Raw genomic sequence first — 17,436 nt, 5'->3', positions numbered from 1 at the left:
TCATTTTAAAACATATCAATAATCTCTTCTATGTATCCAAACGCTTTGCACGATGCCTAAGCCAGCCAGGCAAGTGACTAAGAAGGTTCCTCCATAGCTCAAAAGAGGTAGAGGTATTCCAGTAATTGGGACGACCTTGATGGTCATGCCAATGTTGACTAGATAATGTGCAAAAAACATTCCGCCGATTCCGGCAGCTAGGAGGCAGCCTCCATAATTCTTAGCGCGAGATGCGACTTGCGCAATGCACAACATCAAAAGGGCTAGCCCAACGATGATGCCAGTTCCGCCAAAAAATCCAAATTCCTCTGCGACAACAGCAAAGATAAAATCATTATAGGCAATGTCTTGAGGTAGAAATCCGTAGATATTCTGGTCTCCTTTAAGATAACCTTTACCTTGCCATCCACCAGATCCGACAGCAATTAGGGACTGGCGAATCGTCCATCCAGCACCTAATGGATCTAACTCTGGTTCAAAAAAGGTGCGGATCCTATTGACTTGATAAGGTTTGAGTAAAGTAATGACTTTGTCTTCATCATCTACCTGTTCTTGCGTGGTATCCTGTTGATTATTAATTTCCTCGAGAGAAATAAGAGGTGCTGCTTCAATAATTCCATCTACAGTGGCGCGAGGGATGTCTTGGACAGTGCCTTTCCATTCTGCCTTGTAGATGCTAAAGTAAGCAAAGGTGATGCCTGCAAAGATAGCGAGAATAGGAAGAAAAAGATATCGTTTGCGTATACCGGCGACCACCATCATAACATAAGTGATGGGACCGTAAACAGAAGCGGAACCAAAGTCGGGTTGAGCAAGGATTAATCCAACTGGTATAATGGATATTGCCAAGAGAATAACGAGTGTGAGTAAGTCCTTGATGCGATCTTGCATTTTGAGCATAAACCATGTCATTCCTATGACATAAGCAACTTTGCTGAACTCTGCGGGTTGGATGCTAAAACCACCAAACCTTATCCAGCTTTTTGCTCCTTTTATCTCTGTCCCAAACGCAAGCACAAATATCAATACACTAACAGCACCTATAAAAATGAAAGCTCCATTTTGGACTAAATACTCATAGTCGAGAAGGGAAAGCGTGAAAAAGGCTGCCAGACCTATGCAAAGCCATATTACTTGTTGGCGGGCTGAATGTTGTAAGCCCATCTCACTGAGATGGGTGGCACTATAAATGAAAAAGATGCCAGAGATACTAAGGCTCAGCATGAGCAACATAGCTATCCAGTGAAAACGGAGTAATTTTTGTCCTACAGTTAAATTCATGAGAATTGGACTCTTTAGAAGGATGCTTTAGTTTCTGTTAACTCCCCAGTTTCGATCCCGTAATCGTTTTTTGAGGGAACGTGGTTCAGCACTCCTTTCTCTAGGTCTAGATTCCTGTTCTTGGATAGCGGTATGAAAATCTTCAGGGCTTTGATCTTCAGGCTCTGTTGCGGAAACGGGTGAAGCCATGATTTCGGTCACTCCGGAAAAGTGGCCAACGGAAGGGGTTAGGTAAACCATGTCCACGCTTCCGCCTCGTTCCATCTCATGAACTCCCTTCATAACTTCATGAATAATTGGCCCAGCTGTTGATCCCCCCCCTTTTCCGCCTTCTACTATAACGGTAATAGCGTATCTAGGGTTTTCTGCGGGAGCATAACCATTGAACCATGCTCTGTTATCTTTTACGCGTCTGCCATGAAGAGTTGTGGTAAATTGTGCGGTGCCAGTTTTACCGCAAACTGCGAAATCTTCCACGCCAGCGCGCTTCCCGGTTCCGCTTGTGACAACCATGCGCAGCGATTTCTGTAGAGCTTCTAGGTGAGAGGGTTTTACGCCAAGTTCCGCTCTTTTGCGGACGTCATATTCTTTAATGAGTTCGGTTCCCCCTTCCTCATTCTGACGAGTAATGCCTCTTACGAGGCGAGGATAAAATATGGTTCCTCCATTCGCGACAGCGGACATCATGGTAGTCATTTGAAGTGGCGTAATAGCAACATAACCTTGACCTATTGACGTATTACAAGTGTGGCCATTGCTCCATCTCTCCCAGCTAACAGCGGGTCTTGGAGCTTTGTATTCTGGATCGTCTTTTCTCCTTTTTTTCCATCTTTCTAAAGCTTTTTGCGCGCGATTTTTCATCCAAATATCATCCGGCATTAGACCGGATTGCTCAGTCGATAGAATAGGCTTGCCATCAATAGTAGGCATAAGTTTTTCTCCGAACCCCACCAACCTACCCATTTGAGCAATAGCGGTGATACCAGTCTTGACTCCGAGTTGATAAAAGAAGGTGTTGCAAGACCATTGCATGGCAGTTTCCAGATTAATATCACCTCGGTCTCCCTTATACCAATCATGCCACATACGGTTAGCGATGAATACGGCTTGGGGAGAATAGATGGTAGTGGAGGGGGTGATTGTTCCAGACTTTAAAGCAGCTAAAGCAACTACCGTTTTAAAAGTGGAGCCAGATGCATAAGAACTGATACTTCGGTCGTGAAGTGGGTCTGTAGGATCTCGGGTAAGCGTTTTCCAGGTGTCTGCATCAACCGAAGGAATAAAGACATTAGGATCAAAATTAGGGACTGATACAATGGCAAGTATGTCGCCAGTCCATATATCCATAACAACGCAAGCCCCTCTTCCTACCGGACGCATCGCCTGCTCAGCTATTTGTTGAATGCGAGCATCTAGAGTCAAATAGACAGTTCCTCCAATACCTGGATCATTCTCAGAGTCCACACCGAGAATATAGCCGCGGTTATTTTTTCGAAGTATGCGGCTACCTGGAGTGCCTTGAAGGTATTCATCAAAAGCTTTTTCTATTCCCTTCTTGCCAACAGTTGTTGGAACAAACTTATCTGTTGGAATACCTTCATATTTACCTACATAACCCAAAATATGAGATGCAAAAGCTCCGTAGTTGTATTGACGAACAGGTCGAGCCGCTTCTTGAATTCCGCTTATGCCAAGGCTGCGCTCGGTAAATTGAGATAAAGTAGTAAAATCTATGTCATTGGCAATTTGGAAGGGGGTATTAGGCGTTTGGTGGTAATGGCGTTTTAGGTCATTGGGGCTGTAACTAGTATCTAGAGCTAGAGCTTCAATAATATTTCCGGCTGTTTCGTCTACAATTTTAACAACATCTACAATAGATTTTTGGCGTCGCTTGTCACCTACTCCAATGGTGATCTCAGTCTTTGGGAGTTTGCCATTATGCGCCCTAGAGTAGTTGCCGACAACTTCGCGCAAATAGATGTCGATATCAAAGCTTGCTTTGTTTTCCGCAAGAGGTTGTCCATTTCTATCGCGAATGCTTCCACGCGCTGCTGGAAGTTGTACAGTAACAGTGATTTGGTTTCGTAACCTCTCTGCATAAAGGGAGCCATCCGAAACTTGGACTTCGTACAAACGCATAATGAGGTAGCCCATTAACAGCAAGACCGTTAGTGAGAGCAGTCTAATGCGAGTCTCGGCGTGAATGTTAGGGGCCTCAATAAGCATGGGGGTCCACCGTGTAGCTTTCTCGTTTTTCAGGTTTTAATTGTTCAAATATTTTGGCTAAGAGCGGATAAAGGATCATAGAAAATAAGCCGCAAAAGAGCGCCCAAGAAATAAGAGTAAGATTAAGCTCAAAGGGCCATGACCAATAACGGTGTGCGACTAGGAAAAAGAACCGTTCGAGTAGGTAAAGGAGGAAGGAAGCAAAAAAGCTGCAAAGTCCGATGAGCAAGAGATTCGCTTCGACGAGAAAAGGCCTTTGGGTACGCGCCATAAAGAAGATGGTGCCCCAGATAAGAGGAGTAAAGCCATAGTAATCACCAACGATGAAGTCGTGTAAGAGCCCACCGAAAATCGTAAAGCTTATAAGATAAGAAATTGGGGCGTTGATGGCAAAGAATACTAAAGCAATAGGTGCAAGACATGGTAGCCAGTTGATTTGCGGGATGAGTGTACTAAGCACGGTTTGCAAAAAGAGTGCTGCAAAATAGGCAAAGTTCATCGCAATAAAGTAACGCATTTCAATCAATTCCAAGTATAACAAAGAGTTCCTCTAAATTGTCTAGATCCACGGAAGGTTGAAGAGTTCCTTCACGAAAGAGGCCAAAATTTTTATCTTGGGTTAGTTGGGGTGCTTCACTTACCAGTCCTATAATAAGATTGGGCGGGAACGTGCCTCCTAATCCAGTTGTAAAAACACGTTCACCCTCGGTGAATTCTGCCTCCCTACTGACAAATGTGATACGACAAGACGGTTTGCCTCCATTAAATGAAGTAGAACCAATAATAATACCTCGGGCTTGACTTGTTTCGGTGACGCCAGAGATTTTGCAGTTTTCATCTACCAGCAGCATGACTTTTGTAGTCCAAGGTCCAACAGTCCCCGTTTTTCCTACGATACCTCTGGGACTAACTACAGGCTGGTCGGAAGCTAAATTGTTGTCATGCTGCCAACCTTTGTTAATGATCACAGTATTCCACCAATTTGAAGGCTCTCTTTCAATAACTCTGCAAGCCAACAGCTTGTAATTTGAAGAGGTCTTAAAATTAAGCATTTCGCGTAGGCGGTTGTTTTCATCCTCAAATCCTCTGAGGGATGCATTTTCTGTCTGGAGCTGAGCATTCAAGGCTCTCAGGCTAGTAACTTCCTGTTGAAGGTCATCGAGTGTTTTTAAACTTCTAGTAAAGATGTCGATGCGTTCGTTAACCCAACCAAAGCCTGACCAAATAGGCGAGGTCGCCGTATGAGAGGTGGTTGAGATACTTTCTTTGGCTTTACTGGGCAAGATGGTGCCAATAACGGCTAGCAGGATTATAATGACCGCTGCTATTATAATACTAGTTCTTGCCATGCTCGTTCGAATCGTTTGAAAGCTTTACTTTTAGCCTTTCAAATCGGTCGAAGTGAGCTTAGTAAGGAACTCTAGCTCCTGAAGAACCTTACCCGTTCCCTCAGCAACAGCACTTAAGGGGTCTTCGGAGACATGAACGGGTAAACCTGTTTCTTCGGCTAGAAGTCGATCAAGCCCCCGCAATAGGGCTCCTCCACCTGCCAAAACGATTCCGCGTTCCACGAGGTCAGCGGACAGTTCTGGTGGGCAGCGTTCTAAGCTGATTCGTACCGATTCGATAATTGTTGAAATAGGGTCCAGTAAGGCTTCTCGAACTTCTTGGGAGGTAATGCTTAGTGTTTTAGGAAGGCCTGCAACGAGATCACGGCCTTTTACCTCCATACTCGTTTCTTTTTCCATGGGGAATGCTGAACCAATCTTAATTTTGATCTCCTCGGCAGTTCTTTCACCTATGACGAGATTATAGGCTCGCTTGAGGTAGTTTGTGATCGCTTCATCCATTTCATCCCCTGCGACGCGAATGCTTCTACTAAAAACGATTCCTGCTAGAGAGATGATTGCGACTTCTGTGGTGCCTCCGCCTATATCTACAATCATATTGCCAGCAGCTTCTTGAACGGGAAGCCCCACGCCAATTGCTGCTGCCATGGGTTCTTCTATTAAAGTGACTAATCTAGCACCGGCATGGTAAGCGGATTCACGAACCGCACGCTTTTCGACTTCAGTAATACCAGATGGTACCGCTATAACAACTCTGGGTCTGGGCGCTAAAAGTCGTTTGCTATGCACTTTTTGAATGAAGCACTTGAGCATGGCCTCTGTGATTTCGAAGTCAGATATCACGCCATCCTTTAGTGGTCTTACTGCAACAATGTTCCCAGGTGTTCTGCCTAGCATTCGTTTGGCTTCATCACCCACGGCTAGAACGTTGCGGGTTCCTTGTTGTATGGCAACGACGCTAGGTTCGCGTAGAACGGTTCCCTTATCTTTAACATAAACGAGTGTGTTAGCGGTTCCTAGATCGATACCAATGTCGTTTGAAAATAATCCCAAAAATCTATTAATCATATACTTGCGTAAGTTTTACGTGTAGATGTCACCCAACTTGGCGTCAACCTTAATGCGAAAGGATTTTGGCTGCAAGTAAAAGCACTTTGCTTCATTTAATTCTCTCACGTAAGTTTTAGTTGATGCAATTACCGGATGAAATAGGGATTATGGTGCTACCAGAAACAGTTTTATTCCCGCATAGCGTACAACCCCTCCACATCTTCGAACCTAGATATCGGCAGATGTTACTAGAAGCTTTAATGGGATCACGAATGTTTGCTGTGATATCCCAGGGTGAACATAATGTCCCAGTGTCTTCAGGTATAGCGGGAGTAGGGTATGTGAGGACGGCTGTACAAAACAGTGATGGCACCAGTAATATATTATTGCAAGGGTATAGCAGAGTGGTTTTTGAGGATTACACACAAATCAGCCCTTATTATAAAGGAAGGCCAAGACAATTAGAGGAGAGTCACGAGGATAAAGAAGATAATGAGATATTGGCTAGACACTTAGTTAGCAAAATTCTAGAGATAAAAGAGACAAAACAGGCAATCAAAGGAGATGTGAAGGAATTTTTAAATAAGATAACAGATTTTCACATGTTGGCGGACATTATTGCAGGCACTCTGGTGCGTAATCATTTAAATAGACAGAGGTTACTCGAAATGACCACATTAAGCGAAAGATTGCCTTTTCTTGTCGATAGCTTGCGAGATGAATATTCTATTTAGCAGCCAATACTTGAATTAAATTTGTGAAGCGCGAGGTTCTCCCAGAAATTCTAGATTCTCTCCCTGAGAATGATCCAGAGGCAATCAGTAACCGGAAAGATTTGCACCGAATAAATATCCTAATGGGGAATTATAGGTGGATAGTTAATCAGATTGTCAGGCACAGAAAGAACTGTGAGCGGATTTTAGAATTAGGAGCTGGAACAGGAGAGCTTGGTAAATTCTTGTATCAAGAGAATCCTCGTTTATCTGAATACACAGGTCTCGACTTGATCTCGAAGCCAAGTAGTTGGCCTAGTGAATGGCTATGGTGGAAGGGAGACATCATGGATTTTCGTGAATGGGAGCATTATCAGGTTTGTGTAGTAAATCTATTTTTACATCATTTAGATGATTGTGAACTGAGAAAACTAGGAGAAAAATTGAAGGGGTTTCGTGTGATTATAGCTGGGGAGCTAATTAGACGTCCTATTTTTCAGAAACTCCTAAAGCTAACAAGGATATGGGGTGCGGGCCAGGTTACTCTGCACGACGGTCATGTGAGTATTCAAGCTGGATTTATTGAGAAGGAACTGCCTCAGTTACTTGGATTAGACGAAAACCTGTGGCAAGTTGTTATTAAACAAAGCTTATTAGGCAGTTACCGTATGTTGGCTGTTAAGAAGGAGATGTTAACCAGTAGTGGATTGTCAAAATAAAGAAATTTCAATCGTAGGAGCTGGTCTTGCGGGATTGTCATTGGGTATTGGGCTCAGAAATAGCGGTGTCCCAGTTACTTTATACGAAGCTTCTCACTTTCCCAGGCATCGTGTCTGTGGAGAATTTATCTCTGGGGTGTCTCCCAAAATTTTGCAGTTCTTAGGAGTAGATGATTTGCTGCATGGTGCGCAGCAACATAGAAAGATCAGATGGTATTACAAGAATACGGTGATTTTTGAGTCTGAGTTGCCCGTTCTAGCTTGGGGAATCTCACGTTTTAAACTAGATGAATTGATGGCAAATCGCTTGAAAGAAGTTGGGGGGACATTAATTGAGTCGCATCGTATCGCTAAGGATGTTCGACGTAAAAATAATGAAGGCTGGGTTTGGGCATCGGGTAGAAAAGTCCATATAAAAAGCAAATGGTTGGGGTTAAAAGTTCATGTTTGTAAATTAGAGATGAAAGCAGACCTGGAAATGCATTTAGGTGAGAATGGTTACGTGGGCCTTTCACGAGTTGAACGTGGCAGGGTAAATGTTTGCGGACTCTTTAGAAAAGAGCAATTTTTACAAAACAATAAGCAATCAATCTTTAAGAATTATCTTTACGCAAATGGTTTAGAATATTTGTCGGAGCGAATCTCAAAAGCGGGAAAAGATGAGCGATCCTTGAGTAGCGTAAGTGCTTTTCATTTGGGTTGGAACGAGTCAAATGCTAGCGATTTTGAAATAGGAGATCGGCTCGGTGTTATACCTCCCTTTACTGGCAACGGTATGTCTATGGCATTTGAGGGAGCAGCTGAGGCTTTAAATGAGTTAAAGAGATATTCTTATGGTGACCAGACTTGGAAGGAGTCAAGAGATCGCTTTTTAAAAAGGGCTCGGAAAAAGTTTTCTTGGCGAATGCAAATGGCCAGTAGATTACATCCGTTTCTGCTTAATAGTTCCTTAAGAATGGTTCTCCTCCATTTATGTAAGCTTAATTTACTGCCCTTCAACCTCCTATTAAGGTTATTAAGGTAAAAAATGTATTTATCTGCTATTCATCACGCTGTTCCAGAATATTCATTAAAGCAGAGTGATTTGTGGGAGGAGATAAAAGATTTAAAACAGGTCCATGGCCTTGAGTCTAAATCTCAGAATCTCCTCGAAAGAATATTACTGGGAGATAACGGTATACAAAAACGTCATTTTGCTTCCGCCGATGTAAAAACTCTTATGAGCTCTGATGCTGGTAAACTAAATTTATTTTTTCAAAGAGAAGCGACTAAGTTAGGAGTGCAGTCTCTGGGACCTGCTTTAGACCAGTCATCTATTGATGCTAACCAATTGGATGCACTATTTGTTTGCACCTGTTCTGGATACCTTTGTCCAGGGCTTAGTAGCTATATTGCAGAGCAATTAGCCTTGCCGGATCATATTCAAATGGCGGATCTTGTAGGCTTAGGGTGCGGGGCTGCTATACCAACACTGCGTAACGCATGGAATTACCTAAAAGCTAACCCCCATAGCAATGCCGCAGTCATAGCTGTAGAGGTTTGTTCTGCAGCATTTTATCTGGACGATGATCCAGGTGTTCTCGTAAGTTTTTGTTTGTTTGGTGATGGTGCTAGTGCGAGCGTATGGACTGGTGAGGAGATCGGATATAACGGGGGTAGTTGCATAGAGTGTAAACAATTTGACTCATTACATATACCTAAAGAACGCGAAAAATTGCGTTTTGAAAATGTTAAGGGTAAATTAAGGAATAAGCTACATAGGTCTATCCCAGGGTTAGCTGCCGAAGCAGTAGAAGAGCTCTTCTTAAGCCGTAGTTGTAAAGAAGAGCCAGATAAGATAGTGATTCATCCTGGTGGTAAAAAGGTGTTACAAGCTGTGGAAAATCAGATTAATATTCGCCGTCCTGTAGAGTCTTATGAGGTACTATCAGATTATGGCAATATGAGTAGCCCTTCGGTATTATTTGGGTTGGAATTTGCCCTAAGGAACCTGGATCAGAATAGCGGCAAAATTTGGATGAGTAGCTTCGGGGCTGGATTGACAGCTTATTGCTGTGAAATGGAGATCCATTAGAGTGCTACTAGCTATGAAATGGACAAGGGCCTCAAAACAGTCTACATTGTCGCTCACGGTAGCCAGATGCTAAGTAAAAACCAATTGATTGGAGTCAGAAAATGGATCAAGAACTTATACAAAAATTTGTCAATTCACCTTCCACATCTTGGCTAAGTGATTTGGACGCTGAAGAAAGACAAGTGCTTTGCCAATTGGGGGACTTTTTGCAATTGCAGACAGGGGATATTTTAATCGAGCAGGGTGAACAACAGCCATTTTTATATATGATTCTAGATGGGAGCCTCAAGGTTACTGTTGCTTCTGATGGCAAGGAATCAGAAGTCGCTAGATTAAGCTCCGGAAATTCCATAGGCGAAATGAGCATGGTAGACCAAGATGAGGCCAGTGCTACTGTCACTGCAGTTGATAGGTGTGACTTGTGGCGCATGCGCCATGATAGGTTGCTCGAGTGTTGGATGGAGTATCCAAGAATAGTTGCTGTCGTCTTGCTCTCCCTATTTGCTATTGCTGTGAGGCGTATTAAAGAGATGAATCCTCAGTTGGCTGCATTAAAAAACAAGCAATCAAACGAGGTCGGAGCCAAATTAGATGAGCAGCGTAAGCGTCGGATCGACATAGCTAGAAGGATAATGGAGTCGAAGTTTGGTAGCGGAGTTGCTTAGGACAGAGATTCCTTGATAGTCTAAAAGCTTTGCAATGATTCGGTTTTTTGTGGGATTCGGGGGATATCTTGTTGGCTTGTTCTTATCAACTGCTTTCGCAAGCCCTTTCGCTTTTTGGTTGATCGATTCTATTATGCCTGAGGCCTTTCCATTTAAGCGAGTATTTAATCGCGTTCTTATGGTTAATGCCTTGTTGTTACTATGGCCTCTAACCAAATGGTGGAAAATAAGTAGTTGGGCAGCCGTGGGGATAGCTAAAACTGCAAAGATGTTTAAGGATCTTGTGAGGGGGTGGGGGCTCGGGCTCATCACTTTAGGAGTTGTAGTTGCATTAGAACTGGCATTCGATGCTAGAATTATTGCGCTAGATATGGAGCCCGGAGATGCGACAGGCTATTTTTTTGGGAGTTCAGTACTAGGCTTTTTTGAAGAGATACTTTTCCGTGGGGTGTTCTATTTGGCAGTTGTCAGACTACTTAATAAGTCGGAGGCATGGAATCATAAGATCATCATCGCATTTTTTAGTTCCTTATTTTACTCTGTGACACACTTCGCAAAGGTTCAACATATTGATACTATTACCCTTATGAGTGGTATTACAGCTTGGGGAACTATTTTTAGCTACGGCACGGGCATTGAATATTTGATAATGCGAGGAATCAGCTATTTTGGAGTTGGGATGTGCTTATGTGCTCTAGTCGAAAGACAGGGAGTTCTATGGGGGGCTATGGGGTTGCATGCAGGCTGGGTATTTACGTTAAAAACAACAGAGCGCCTGACGGATATGAATCCTGATAGTCGTTGGGCACACTGGATATTTGGTAATGATTTAGTAACTGGAGTAGATACTTATGCGATGCTTATCATCCTCTTCGTAGTTATTGCTTTTCCTGTATATAAAGGGGTTACAAATGAGTTTCGTGTTCAATGATTGGCTGAGAAGCTTTACAGACTTAATTTACCCCGATTCAGATGTTCCTAATAAACTAGTTGAGTTGAAAGAGCCTTTTTGCCAGCAGTGTGAAGAACCCTATGCAACAGCAGGTCTTCTACCGCATACTTGCTGGAATTGCCGAGGACGTTCTTGGGCGTTGGATACTATTAGGGCAGCGTATGTTTCACAATATGGAGTCAGGGAAGCAATCCATGGCTTTAAATACGAACAGAAATCATACTATCTACCTTATTTATTGGATTGGTTAACAGAGGGATATAGCCGTTTTTATGAAGGTCAAAATTGGGATGCTGTGGTACCAGTACCGCTATATGCTACTCGACAAAGGGAGCGCGGCTTTAATCAGTCAAGAGAACTGGCCAAGGGACTATGCAAGCGCATGAAATTACCTTTCATTGACTTACTAAGGAGAACACGTAAAACCCTTATTCAGGCAAAACTGAGAAGGAGTGAGCGTATTCGTAATCAGCGCAAAGCTTATGAATTAAAGAGTGGATTTGACGTCCAAGGGTGGAGAGTGCTAATCATAGACGATGTGTTTACAACAGGAGCGACTACGGATGCGTGTGCTGGAGCTCTCTTGAAAGAGGGGGCCAAAAGTATTTCGGCTCTTACGGTTGCTAGGGGATAAACGTAAGGAGATCAAAAAATGGCCATTTTTAAAAAAGCACCTTTTGTTAAATTAGCAGGAAACCGCTCTAAAAAAAGAGAAATACCTGAAGGTATATGGACGAAGTGTGTTAAGTGTTCAGAGGTTCTTTTTAACAAAGAGCTAGATGAGTGCTTGAGGGTTTGTAAGAGCTGTGGGCATCATATGTCTTTACCAGCATTAATGCGTGTAGAATCCCTTTGCGATGAAGGCACATTTGAACCTTATGACCAGGATCTAGAGTCGGTAGATATATTGAAATTTAAGGGTAAAACAACTTATCTGGATCGGCTCAGCACCTACAGTAAGCGCACGGGCCTTAAAGAGGCTGTAATCAGTGGCATGGGAGAGATAGAGGGAATACAATACTCCTTGGCAGTAATGGATTTTAGTTTTCTTGGAGGTAGTATGGGCTCTGTAGTTGGAGAAAAGATTACACGAGCTGCAGAAAGGGCAACGGAGGCCAGGTGCCCTTTAGTAATCGTTTCCGCATCAGGTGGTGCCAGGATGTATGAGGGCATGTTTAGCCTCATGCAGATGGCTAAGACAAGTGGAGCCTTAGCTAGGCATTCTGCAGAGTGTTTACCTTACATTTCGGTTTTAACAAATCCAACAATGGCAGGGGTTATGGCTAGTTATGCTTCATTGGGTGATTTGATTATTGCAGAGCCAGGTGCTATGATTGGATTTGCAGGCGCTCGTGTTATTAAGGAAACCACTCAGTCCGAGTTGCCCAAGGGGTTCCAAACAGCCGAATTTTTGCTGGATCATGGATTGATTGATCAAATTGTGGAGAGGCAGGAGATGAAGTCAAAAATAGCCAGTATGTTAAGATACTTAGGGTTCTAAAACCGCATTTTGACTTTGCTTCGTCCTAGATTGGTCTATGCGTTTTGATTATCACATGCACACTCCATTGTGCCACCACGCTGAGGGCCATCCATCGGAGTATGTCGCGGTTGCTAAAAAAAGGGGACTGGACGAAATCGGTTTTGCCGACCACAACCCAATGCCAGAACAATTTGATGATTGGAGAATGGGGCCTGACGAATTACCCAAATATATTCAGCTTGTAGATGAGGCTCGTCTTGTGCATCCGGATTTTAAAATCAGATTGGGCTTAGAATGTGACTACATAAAAGGTTATGAGTCTCATATCAAGGATTTAGCATCTCAATATCCTTTTGATTACTTCATAGGTTCTGTGCATTACATCCAAGAGGACTGGGATGTAGATAATCCTCACAAACTTAGTAGGTGGAATGATTATGCTGTTGAAGACGTCTGGAAGATGTACTTTGCTTGTTATCGCGATGCCGCGAGCTCTGGTCTTTTTGATTTTTTGGGACATCCTGATTTAGTTAAAAAGTTTGCTCGTTGCCCTCACGGTGATCTAAAAAGTTATTATCGAGAAGCACTTGATGCAATTGCTGATTGTCGTATGACCATTGAGATAAATACCGCAGGATGGTATAAAGATATCAAGGAGTCTTACCCTAGTTTAGCTTTTCTGGAAGAAGCTTTTGAAAGAGAGATTCCCATTCTGATAAATTCGGATGCGCACAAACCCGATGAAGTGGGTAGAGATTTTGTTAAAGCAGCGAAACTTGCCTGGTCATTAGGTTACCGTGAAATCACTCAATTTGTTCAAAGAGAGAGCATTTCTGTTCCCTTATCTATCTAATGAATCTATGCTAAAGCACAGGAGCAGATTTTTTGATAACCTTCATTGTTATTAGTTACAATATTATGTCTTTTTTTGACATTTAAAGATCAAAGATTATTAATAATCTTGTCATTTAGTTCGCTATCTATATATATAAACCAATTCTCGTTACTATTATTATAAAAATCAAAATATTAGGCTTCAGTGCAATAACTGGAAACAGAAGCGCATGCAGCCTAGCTATAGCACCTTATTATTCCTAACGTTTGCTTAGGATATTTAACAAACCAAATATATTAGAGAAAAGATATGTCAAAGGTAACAGTGGAAGATCTAGAAAATCAGTCAGAACTAATCAGTCGTGTTGAAACTAAAACAGGAATGTCGCTAGCAGACATAGCCATAAAAATAGGTTTTAAAGAAAAGACCCTATATAAGGCTAGACTCAAGCTGGTAAAGCTAAGTGATTCTGTGCTTAAGCATTTATATGTGCTAGGGCAAGGTGGTGATGTGACACGGCTATATGACGAAGGTCCTTTTTATCAGACAAGCCGCAATAGAGAGGAAACTGAGATAATGGACCAAGTTGAGTTTATAGTGCAGCATTCTACGGAAGATCATCTCAGGTTGTTCCGATCCTTAGTCAGGGGTTATTATGATGAGGTTGTTCATCTTGTGCGGAAGGGCAAAGAATCTACGTCGGAAGCTATTGCCACACCGGCAGAAGAGTTTAGTAGATAGCTATAAATTTGGGTTCAAAAAAGTTGAAAGCTCAAGTTTGCCTAGGGTAGTTCTTGAATGTGTTTGCAATAGCTCATTAAGCATATGACGGTATGTTGAAGGTTGGTATAGTTGGGCTACCAAATGTTGGAAAGAGTACGCTTTTCAACGCGGTAACAAAAAGTCGCAAAGCACAGGCTGCGAATTACCCTTTTTGCACGATAGAGCCAAATACTGGAATAGTGACTGTCCCAGATTTCAGGTTGGAACGCCTTGGTAAAATTTCATCAAGCGAGAAGGTGATTCCTGCTGTGATAGAGATGGTTGATATAGCTGGTCTAGTAGAAGGCGCCAGCAAAGGAGAAGGTTTAGGAAATCAATTTTTATCACACGTTAGGGAAGTTGATGCTATTGTCCAGGTTGTGCGCTGTTTCGAAGATGATAATATCCATCATGTAAGTGGTTCTATTGATCCTTTGCGAGATATTGGAGTGATCCTGACAGAATTGGTGCTAGCTGACATGGTATCTATTCAAAAACAGAAAGATAGAGCCGCTAAACTAGCCAGGTCAGGAAATAAACAGGCTAAGGCCCAAGAAGCACTCCTCGAAAGGCTCTGCAATCATCTTGATCAGGGCGAGCCAGCGATAACAATAGATGCTACAGAAGATGAGATGGAAATGATAAGGGAATTTTTTCTTCTTACCAGTAAGCCAACCTTATTTGCCTGTAACGTAGCGGAGAGTGATTTGTCTCAACTTAGCAATAAAGAAAGGTCTAGCGAGGTAGGAAGAAGAGTAGCAGGTGTAGAATCCTACTGTTCTGAGTACTTACAGGCAGAATCCGTAATCATTAGCGCTCAAATAGAAGAAGAGTTGTTGGACTTGTCAGAGGAAGATAGACAAGAGTATTTGAAGGGCCTTGGCGTAGGTGAATCGGGAGTAGGAAGCCTTATTAGAGGTGCATATCATCTATTAGGTCTGAGAACATACCTTACTACAGGAGAAAAGGAAACAAGAGCCTGGACGATTTACAAAGGAGACAGAGCTCCTCAAGCAGCTGGTGTGATTCATACCGATTTTGAAAGGGGTTTCATTGCAGCCGAAACAATTGCGTATCATGATTTGATCGAGTTGGGTTCTTTTGCAAAAGCTAAAGAGGCGGGTAAATTAAGAATTGAAGGAAAAGACTATGTCGTAAAAGATGGTGATGTTATGGAATTTAGATTTAATATATGATACGCTCAAATTTTGTATTTGCCAATAGCTTAGGCTACATAGAAAAAGTATAAAGTGCTTTAGTCCACATAGGCTACTAAACTAAAGATAAAATCGACCAATAAATTGCTAGTAAGGTTGTATTGCCACAGGTATGACGAAGGCTGAGAGATTACAAGATTTAGTGCCAGATGCAGAATTAGGGCACTACAGCATCCTACACCATATTGCTGAGGGTGGAATGGGACATGTTTTCAAAGCCTATGAGCCAAGCTTGAATCGTGAAGTAGCCATTAAAGTTCTTCGCTCAGAGTTTTCAGATAATCCGAGATACCTAAAATTCTTTGATGAGGAGGCGCAGAATATTGCAGCACTCAGACACGCAAATATTGTTCCGATCTACTACATTGGGAGGCAAGGCGAGCTATATTACTTCGTAATGCCTTTTATTGAGGGGTCCACACTCGACGACTGGATAGAAGAACAGACGCGTATGAATTTGGAGCAGGCTGAGTGGGTTCTATCTCAAGCCATTGATGCATTAGACTGGGCATTAACTCATGAGATTGTTCATTTAGATATTAAGCCATCTAATTTCCTTCTGGATAGCAATGGCAGTATTTTATTAACTGACTTTGGTTTAGCTCGCTCATTAAATGGTATCGATGGTGATGCAGAGGAAAATAGGGAATGCTTTGGTACGCCTGCTTACATCTGTCCCGAACAAATTCTCAACCAGCACACGGATCAGAAAAGTGATATTTATTCACTAGGTGCAACTATGTACCACCTCACTACCATGTGCTTTTTGCATGATTATGACACAGTTGAGCAGATCATTATGGCACATTTAGATGCTCCCTTTCCATATAAGGATGCCGAGGAAGCCGGGCTACCTCCTGGTTGGATTAACTTATTTGACAGGATGACACAAAAACGGCCTGAAGATCGTTTTCAAAACTATGAGGAGTTAAGACAAGCACTCATTAAAGTGGATCGCCTGGCTCCTGTTAGTGTGCGGTTCTCAGAAGAACCGGAAGACAGTAAGGCAATCCCTGTGCCAATGAGGTCATATGGATCTCCTGAGTTTATTCATGGAATTCTCAATCAGAATCTTAAGTCATGGACTGAGAACCAGGTAGATCAGGGTATTGAGTGGAAACGTAAAGCGGTTGTAGATGCTATTACCGCTACTTCAAAACCCTTGCCGATTAGCGAATCTGTGGAAGCTCTCAAAGAAATAGGCACAGAGGTAAAGGAAGCTGAGGTGGACGACGTTGCTAAAGCATTAGAGCTTGTTCCAGAAATCCGTGATTATGTGCACGGTCTTGCAAATACCTCTTTTTTTGGAAAAGAAGGGCAGGTCATAACGACTAAAAAAGCTGTCCGGACTGTAGGAGATAAACTTGCTCAAGGGTTGATTCTTTTTGGCATTTATCTTAGAGACCATTTTCCTGAAGATAGGACTTTTAATTGGTTTCCAATTTGGCAGCACTCGCTGGCTACCGCTGTGGTTTCTAATCTTCTTATAAAATACATTAGTCGAGAAATTCACCAAGAAGAGCCAAGCAAAAGTCAGCAAATCAAAGAGGTTACGGGTAAGTATTTACGCAAATTTTTTCAAGCCGATCCTGCGTATAAAGCATTTTATGCAGGATTATTGCATGATTTTGGTAAGATTATCTTATCACAAATAGCTCCCTATCCCTATTATGCTGTCCTACGAAGAGCGGGAGAAAATATGGAGCCAGTCCATGCTTTAGAATCAAAGCTTATGGAATTGACTCACATGGAGGCGGGGGAGCTCTGGCTTAGCCGCTATGGTTTTGATGCAACAACTCGTGATGCAGTTGTTCATCATCATGATCTGAGCGCTAGGAAGGGCCCTGTTTGTGCTGCAGTAGCATTGGCCAATATTATGGTAAAACGACATGGGATTGGTTTTAGTGGAAGTCCAATTGTTGATATCAAGGAGCCTTGGGGCACTGCAGCGTGGGAAGAGCTGAAGAAATATTCAAAAAATGATTTACTATCTCCAGGCCTTATGGAGGCTGAATTTGTCCCTATGATCGGCCAGTTACCAAACTTTGAGAAGCCAGTCCCCCCAGAGTTATCAAGTGATTTTGCTAAGTAAATCAGAAAGTAGTTTGTA

General features: G+C 42.5%; 17 protein-coding genes. 12 read left to right on the top strand and 5 right to left on the bottom strand.

From position 1 onward, the window contains the following. Positions 1-15 precede the first annotated feature (15 nt). The 5 genes from rodA to AAGA18_02545 are packed head-to-tail and all read right to left on the bottom strand — an operon-like array spanning position 16 to position 5,924. Positions 16-1,281: a rod shape-determining protein RodA gene (gene rodA / locus AAGA18_02565; protein MEM9444213.1), complete on the bottom strand. Its 1,266-nt coding sequence runs from the start codon at positions 1,279-1,281 to the stop codon at positions 16-18. Positions 1,282-1,308: 27 nt separating this feature from the next. Continuing rightward, entirely contained in the window at positions 1,309-3,507 is a 2,199-nt protein-coding gene (gene mrdA / locus AAGA18_02560; GenBank protein ID MEM9444212.1) for a penicillin-binding protein 2, read from the bottom strand. Then, complete coding sequence (locus tag AAGA18_02555) at positions 3,497-4,039, bottom strand: hypothetical protein (GenBank protein ID MEM9444211.1); 543 nt, start codon at positions 4,037-4,039, stop codon at positions 3,497-3,499. Before AAGA18_02555 ends, mrdA begins: the two co-directional genes overlap by 11 nt. Continuing rightward, entirely contained in the window at positions 4,026-4,856 is an 831-nt protein-coding gene (mreC, locus tag AAGA18_02550) for a rod shape-determining protein MreC (GenBank protein ID MEM9444210.1), read from the bottom strand. Before mreC ends, AAGA18_02555 begins: the two co-directional genes overlap by 14 nt. A 30-nt stretch (positions 4,857-4,886) precedes the next feature. Beyond that, a complete protein-coding gene (locus AAGA18_02545; protein ID MEM9444209.1) occupies positions 4,887-5,924 on the bottom strand; it encodes a rod shape-determining protein in 1,038 nt (345 codons plus the stop codon). Between the two features lie 122 nt (positions 5,925-6,046). On the opposite strand from AAGA18_02545, the gene AAGA18_02540 reads away from it, so the two are divergent. The 12 genes from AAGA18_02540 to AAGA18_02485 all read left to right on the top strand — a co-directional run bounded on the left by AAGA18_02540 (position 6,047) and on the right by AAGA18_02485 (position 17,418). Beyond that, positions 6,047-6,640, top strand: coding sequence for an LON peptidase substrate-binding domain-containing protein (locus AAGA18_02540; protein ID MEM9444208.1), 594 nt, complete (start codon positions 6,047-6,049; stop codon positions 6,638-6,640). A gap of 23 nt (positions 6,641-6,663) precedes the next feature. Then, entirely contained in the window at positions 6,664-7,338 is a 675-nt protein-coding gene (locus tag AAGA18_02535; GenBank protein MEM9444207.1) for a class I SAM-dependent methyltransferase, read from the top strand. Then, on the top strand, positions 7,322-8,362 hold the full coding sequence (locus AAGA18_02530) for a hypothetical protein (protein MEM9444206.1): 1,041 nt from the start codon (positions 7,322-7,324) through the stop codon (positions 8,360-8,362). The genes AAGA18_02535 and AAGA18_02530 overlap by 17 nt, the downstream gene beginning before the upstream one ends. A 3-nt stretch (positions 8,363-8,365) precedes the next feature. After that, positions 8,366-9,412, top strand: a complete 1,047-nt coding sequence (locus AAGA18_02525) for a 3-oxoacyl-[acyl-carrier-protein] synthase III C-terminal domain-containing protein (GenBank protein MEM9444205.1) — start codon at positions 8,366-8,368, stop codon at positions 9,410-9,412. A gap of 101 nt (positions 9,413-9,513) precedes the next feature. Continuing rightward, positions 9,514-10,077 carry a cyclic nucleotide-binding domain-containing protein gene (locus AAGA18_02520; GenBank protein ID MEM9444204.1) on the top strand — a complete coding sequence of 188 codons (564 nt, stop codon included), beginning with the start codon at positions 9,514-9,516 and terminating at the stop codon, positions 10,075-10,077. 34 nt (positions 10,078-10,111) lie between these two features. After that, positions 10,112-11,008, top strand: coding sequence for a CPBP family glutamic-type intramembrane protease (locus tag AAGA18_02515; protein MEM9444203.1), 897 nt, complete (start codon positions 10,112-10,114; stop codon positions 11,006-11,008). Next, positions 10,989-11,663 carry a ComF family protein gene (locus tag AAGA18_02510; protein ID MEM9444202.1) on the top strand — a complete coding sequence of 225 codons (675 nt, stop codon included), beginning with the start codon at positions 10,989-10,991 and terminating at the stop codon, positions 11,661-11,663. Before AAGA18_02515 ends, AAGA18_02510 begins: the two co-directional genes overlap by 20 nt. Positions 11,664-11,681: 18 nt before the next feature. Next, a complete protein-coding gene (gene accD / locus AAGA18_02505; protein ID MEM9444201.1) occupies positions 11,682-12,530 on the top strand; it encodes an acetyl-CoA carboxylase, carboxyltransferase subunit beta in 849 nt (282 codons plus the stop codon). Between the two features lie 37 nt (positions 12,531-12,567). Next, a complete protein-coding gene (locus AAGA18_02500) occupies positions 12,568-13,365 on the top strand; it encodes a histidinol-phosphatase HisJ family protein (protein ID MEM9444200.1) in 798 nt (265 codons plus the stop codon). 291 nt (positions 13,366-13,656) lie between these two features. Next, the gene (locus AAGA18_02495; GenBank protein MEM9444199.1) at positions 13,657-14,088 is read left to right on the top strand and encodes a hypothetical protein; all 432 of its coding nucleotides are present in this window, start codon (positions 13,657-13,659) and stop codon (positions 14,086-14,088) included. Between the two features lie 92 nt (positions 14,089-14,180). Continuing rightward, complete coding sequence (gene ychF, locus AAGA18_02490) at positions 14,181-15,305, top strand: redox-regulated ATPase YchF (protein ID MEM9444198.1); 1,125 nt, start codon at positions 14,181-14,183, stop codon at positions 15,303-15,305. A 133-nt stretch (positions 15,306-15,438) separates the two neighbouring features. Further along, positions 15,439-17,418, top strand: coding sequence for a protein kinase (locus AAGA18_02485; GenBank protein ID MEM9444197.1), 1,980 nt, complete (start codon positions 15,439-15,441; stop codon positions 17,416-17,418). The last annotated feature ends 18 nt before the right edge of the window (positions 17,419-17,436 follow it).

The organism is Verrucomicrobiota bacterium, assembly GCA_039192515.1.
In the GTDB taxonomy this organism is placed as follows: domain Bacteria; phylum Verrucomicrobiota; class Verrucomicrobiia; order Methylacidiphilales; family JBCCWR01; genus JBCCWR01.
This window is presented reverse-complemented; position numbering and strand designations above follow the sequence as displayed.

Excerpts from the sequence above, each read along its gene's own strand:
- rodA (MEM9444213.1), bottom strand. The coding sequence starts at position 1,281 with ATGAATTTAACTGTAGGACAAAAATTACTCCGTTTTCACTGGATAGCT.
- mrdA (MEM9444212.1), bottom strand. The coding sequence starts at position 3,507 with ATGCTTATTGAGGCCCCTAACATTCACGCCGAGACTCGCATTAGACTG.
- mreC (MEM9444210.1), bottom strand. The coding sequence starts at position 4,856 with ATGGCAAGAACTAGTATTATAATAGCAGCGGTCATTATAATCCTGCTA.
- AAGA18_02545 (MEM9444209.1), bottom strand. The coding sequence starts at position 5,924 with ATGATTAATAGATTTTTGGGATTATTTTCAAACGACATTGGTATCGAT.
- AAGA18_02540 (MEM9444208.1), top strand. The coding sequence starts at position 6,047 with ATGCAATTACCGGATGAAATAGGGATTATGGTGCTACCAGAAACAGTT.
- AAGA18_02525 (MEM9444205.1), top strand. The coding sequence starts at position 8,366 with ATGTATTTATCTGCTATTCATCACGCTGTTCCAGAATATTCATTAAAG.
- AAGA18_02520 (MEM9444204.1), top strand. The coding sequence starts at position 9,514 with ATGGATCAAGAACTTATACAAAAATTTGTCAATTCACCTTCCACATCT.
- AAGA18_02515 (MEM9444203.1), top strand. The coding sequence starts at position 10,112 with ATGATTCGGTTTTTTGTGGGATTCGGGGGATATCTTGTTGGCTTGTTC.
- AAGA18_02510 (MEM9444202.1), top strand. The coding sequence starts at position 10,989 with ATGAGTTTCGTGTTCAATGATTGGCTGAGAAGCTTTACAGACTTAATT.
- accD (MEM9444201.1), top strand. The coding sequence starts at position 11,682 with ATGGCCATTTTTAAAAAAGCACCTTTTGTTAAATTAGCAGGAAACCGC.
- AAGA18_02500 (MEM9444200.1), top strand. The coding sequence starts at position 12,568 with ATGCGTTTTGATTATCACATGCACACTCCATTGTGCCACCACGCTGAG.
- AAGA18_02495 (MEM9444199.1), top strand. The coding sequence starts at position 13,657 with ATGTCAAAGGTAACAGTGGAAGATCTAGAAAATCAGTCAGAACTAATC.
- ychF (MEM9444198.1), top strand. The coding sequence starts at position 14,181 with ATGTTGAAGGTTGGTATAGTTGGGCTACCAAATGTTGGAAAGAGTACG.
- AAGA18_02485 (MEM9444197.1), top strand. The coding sequence starts at position 15,439 with ATGACGAAGGCTGAGAGATTACAAGATTTAGTGCCAGATGCAGAATTA.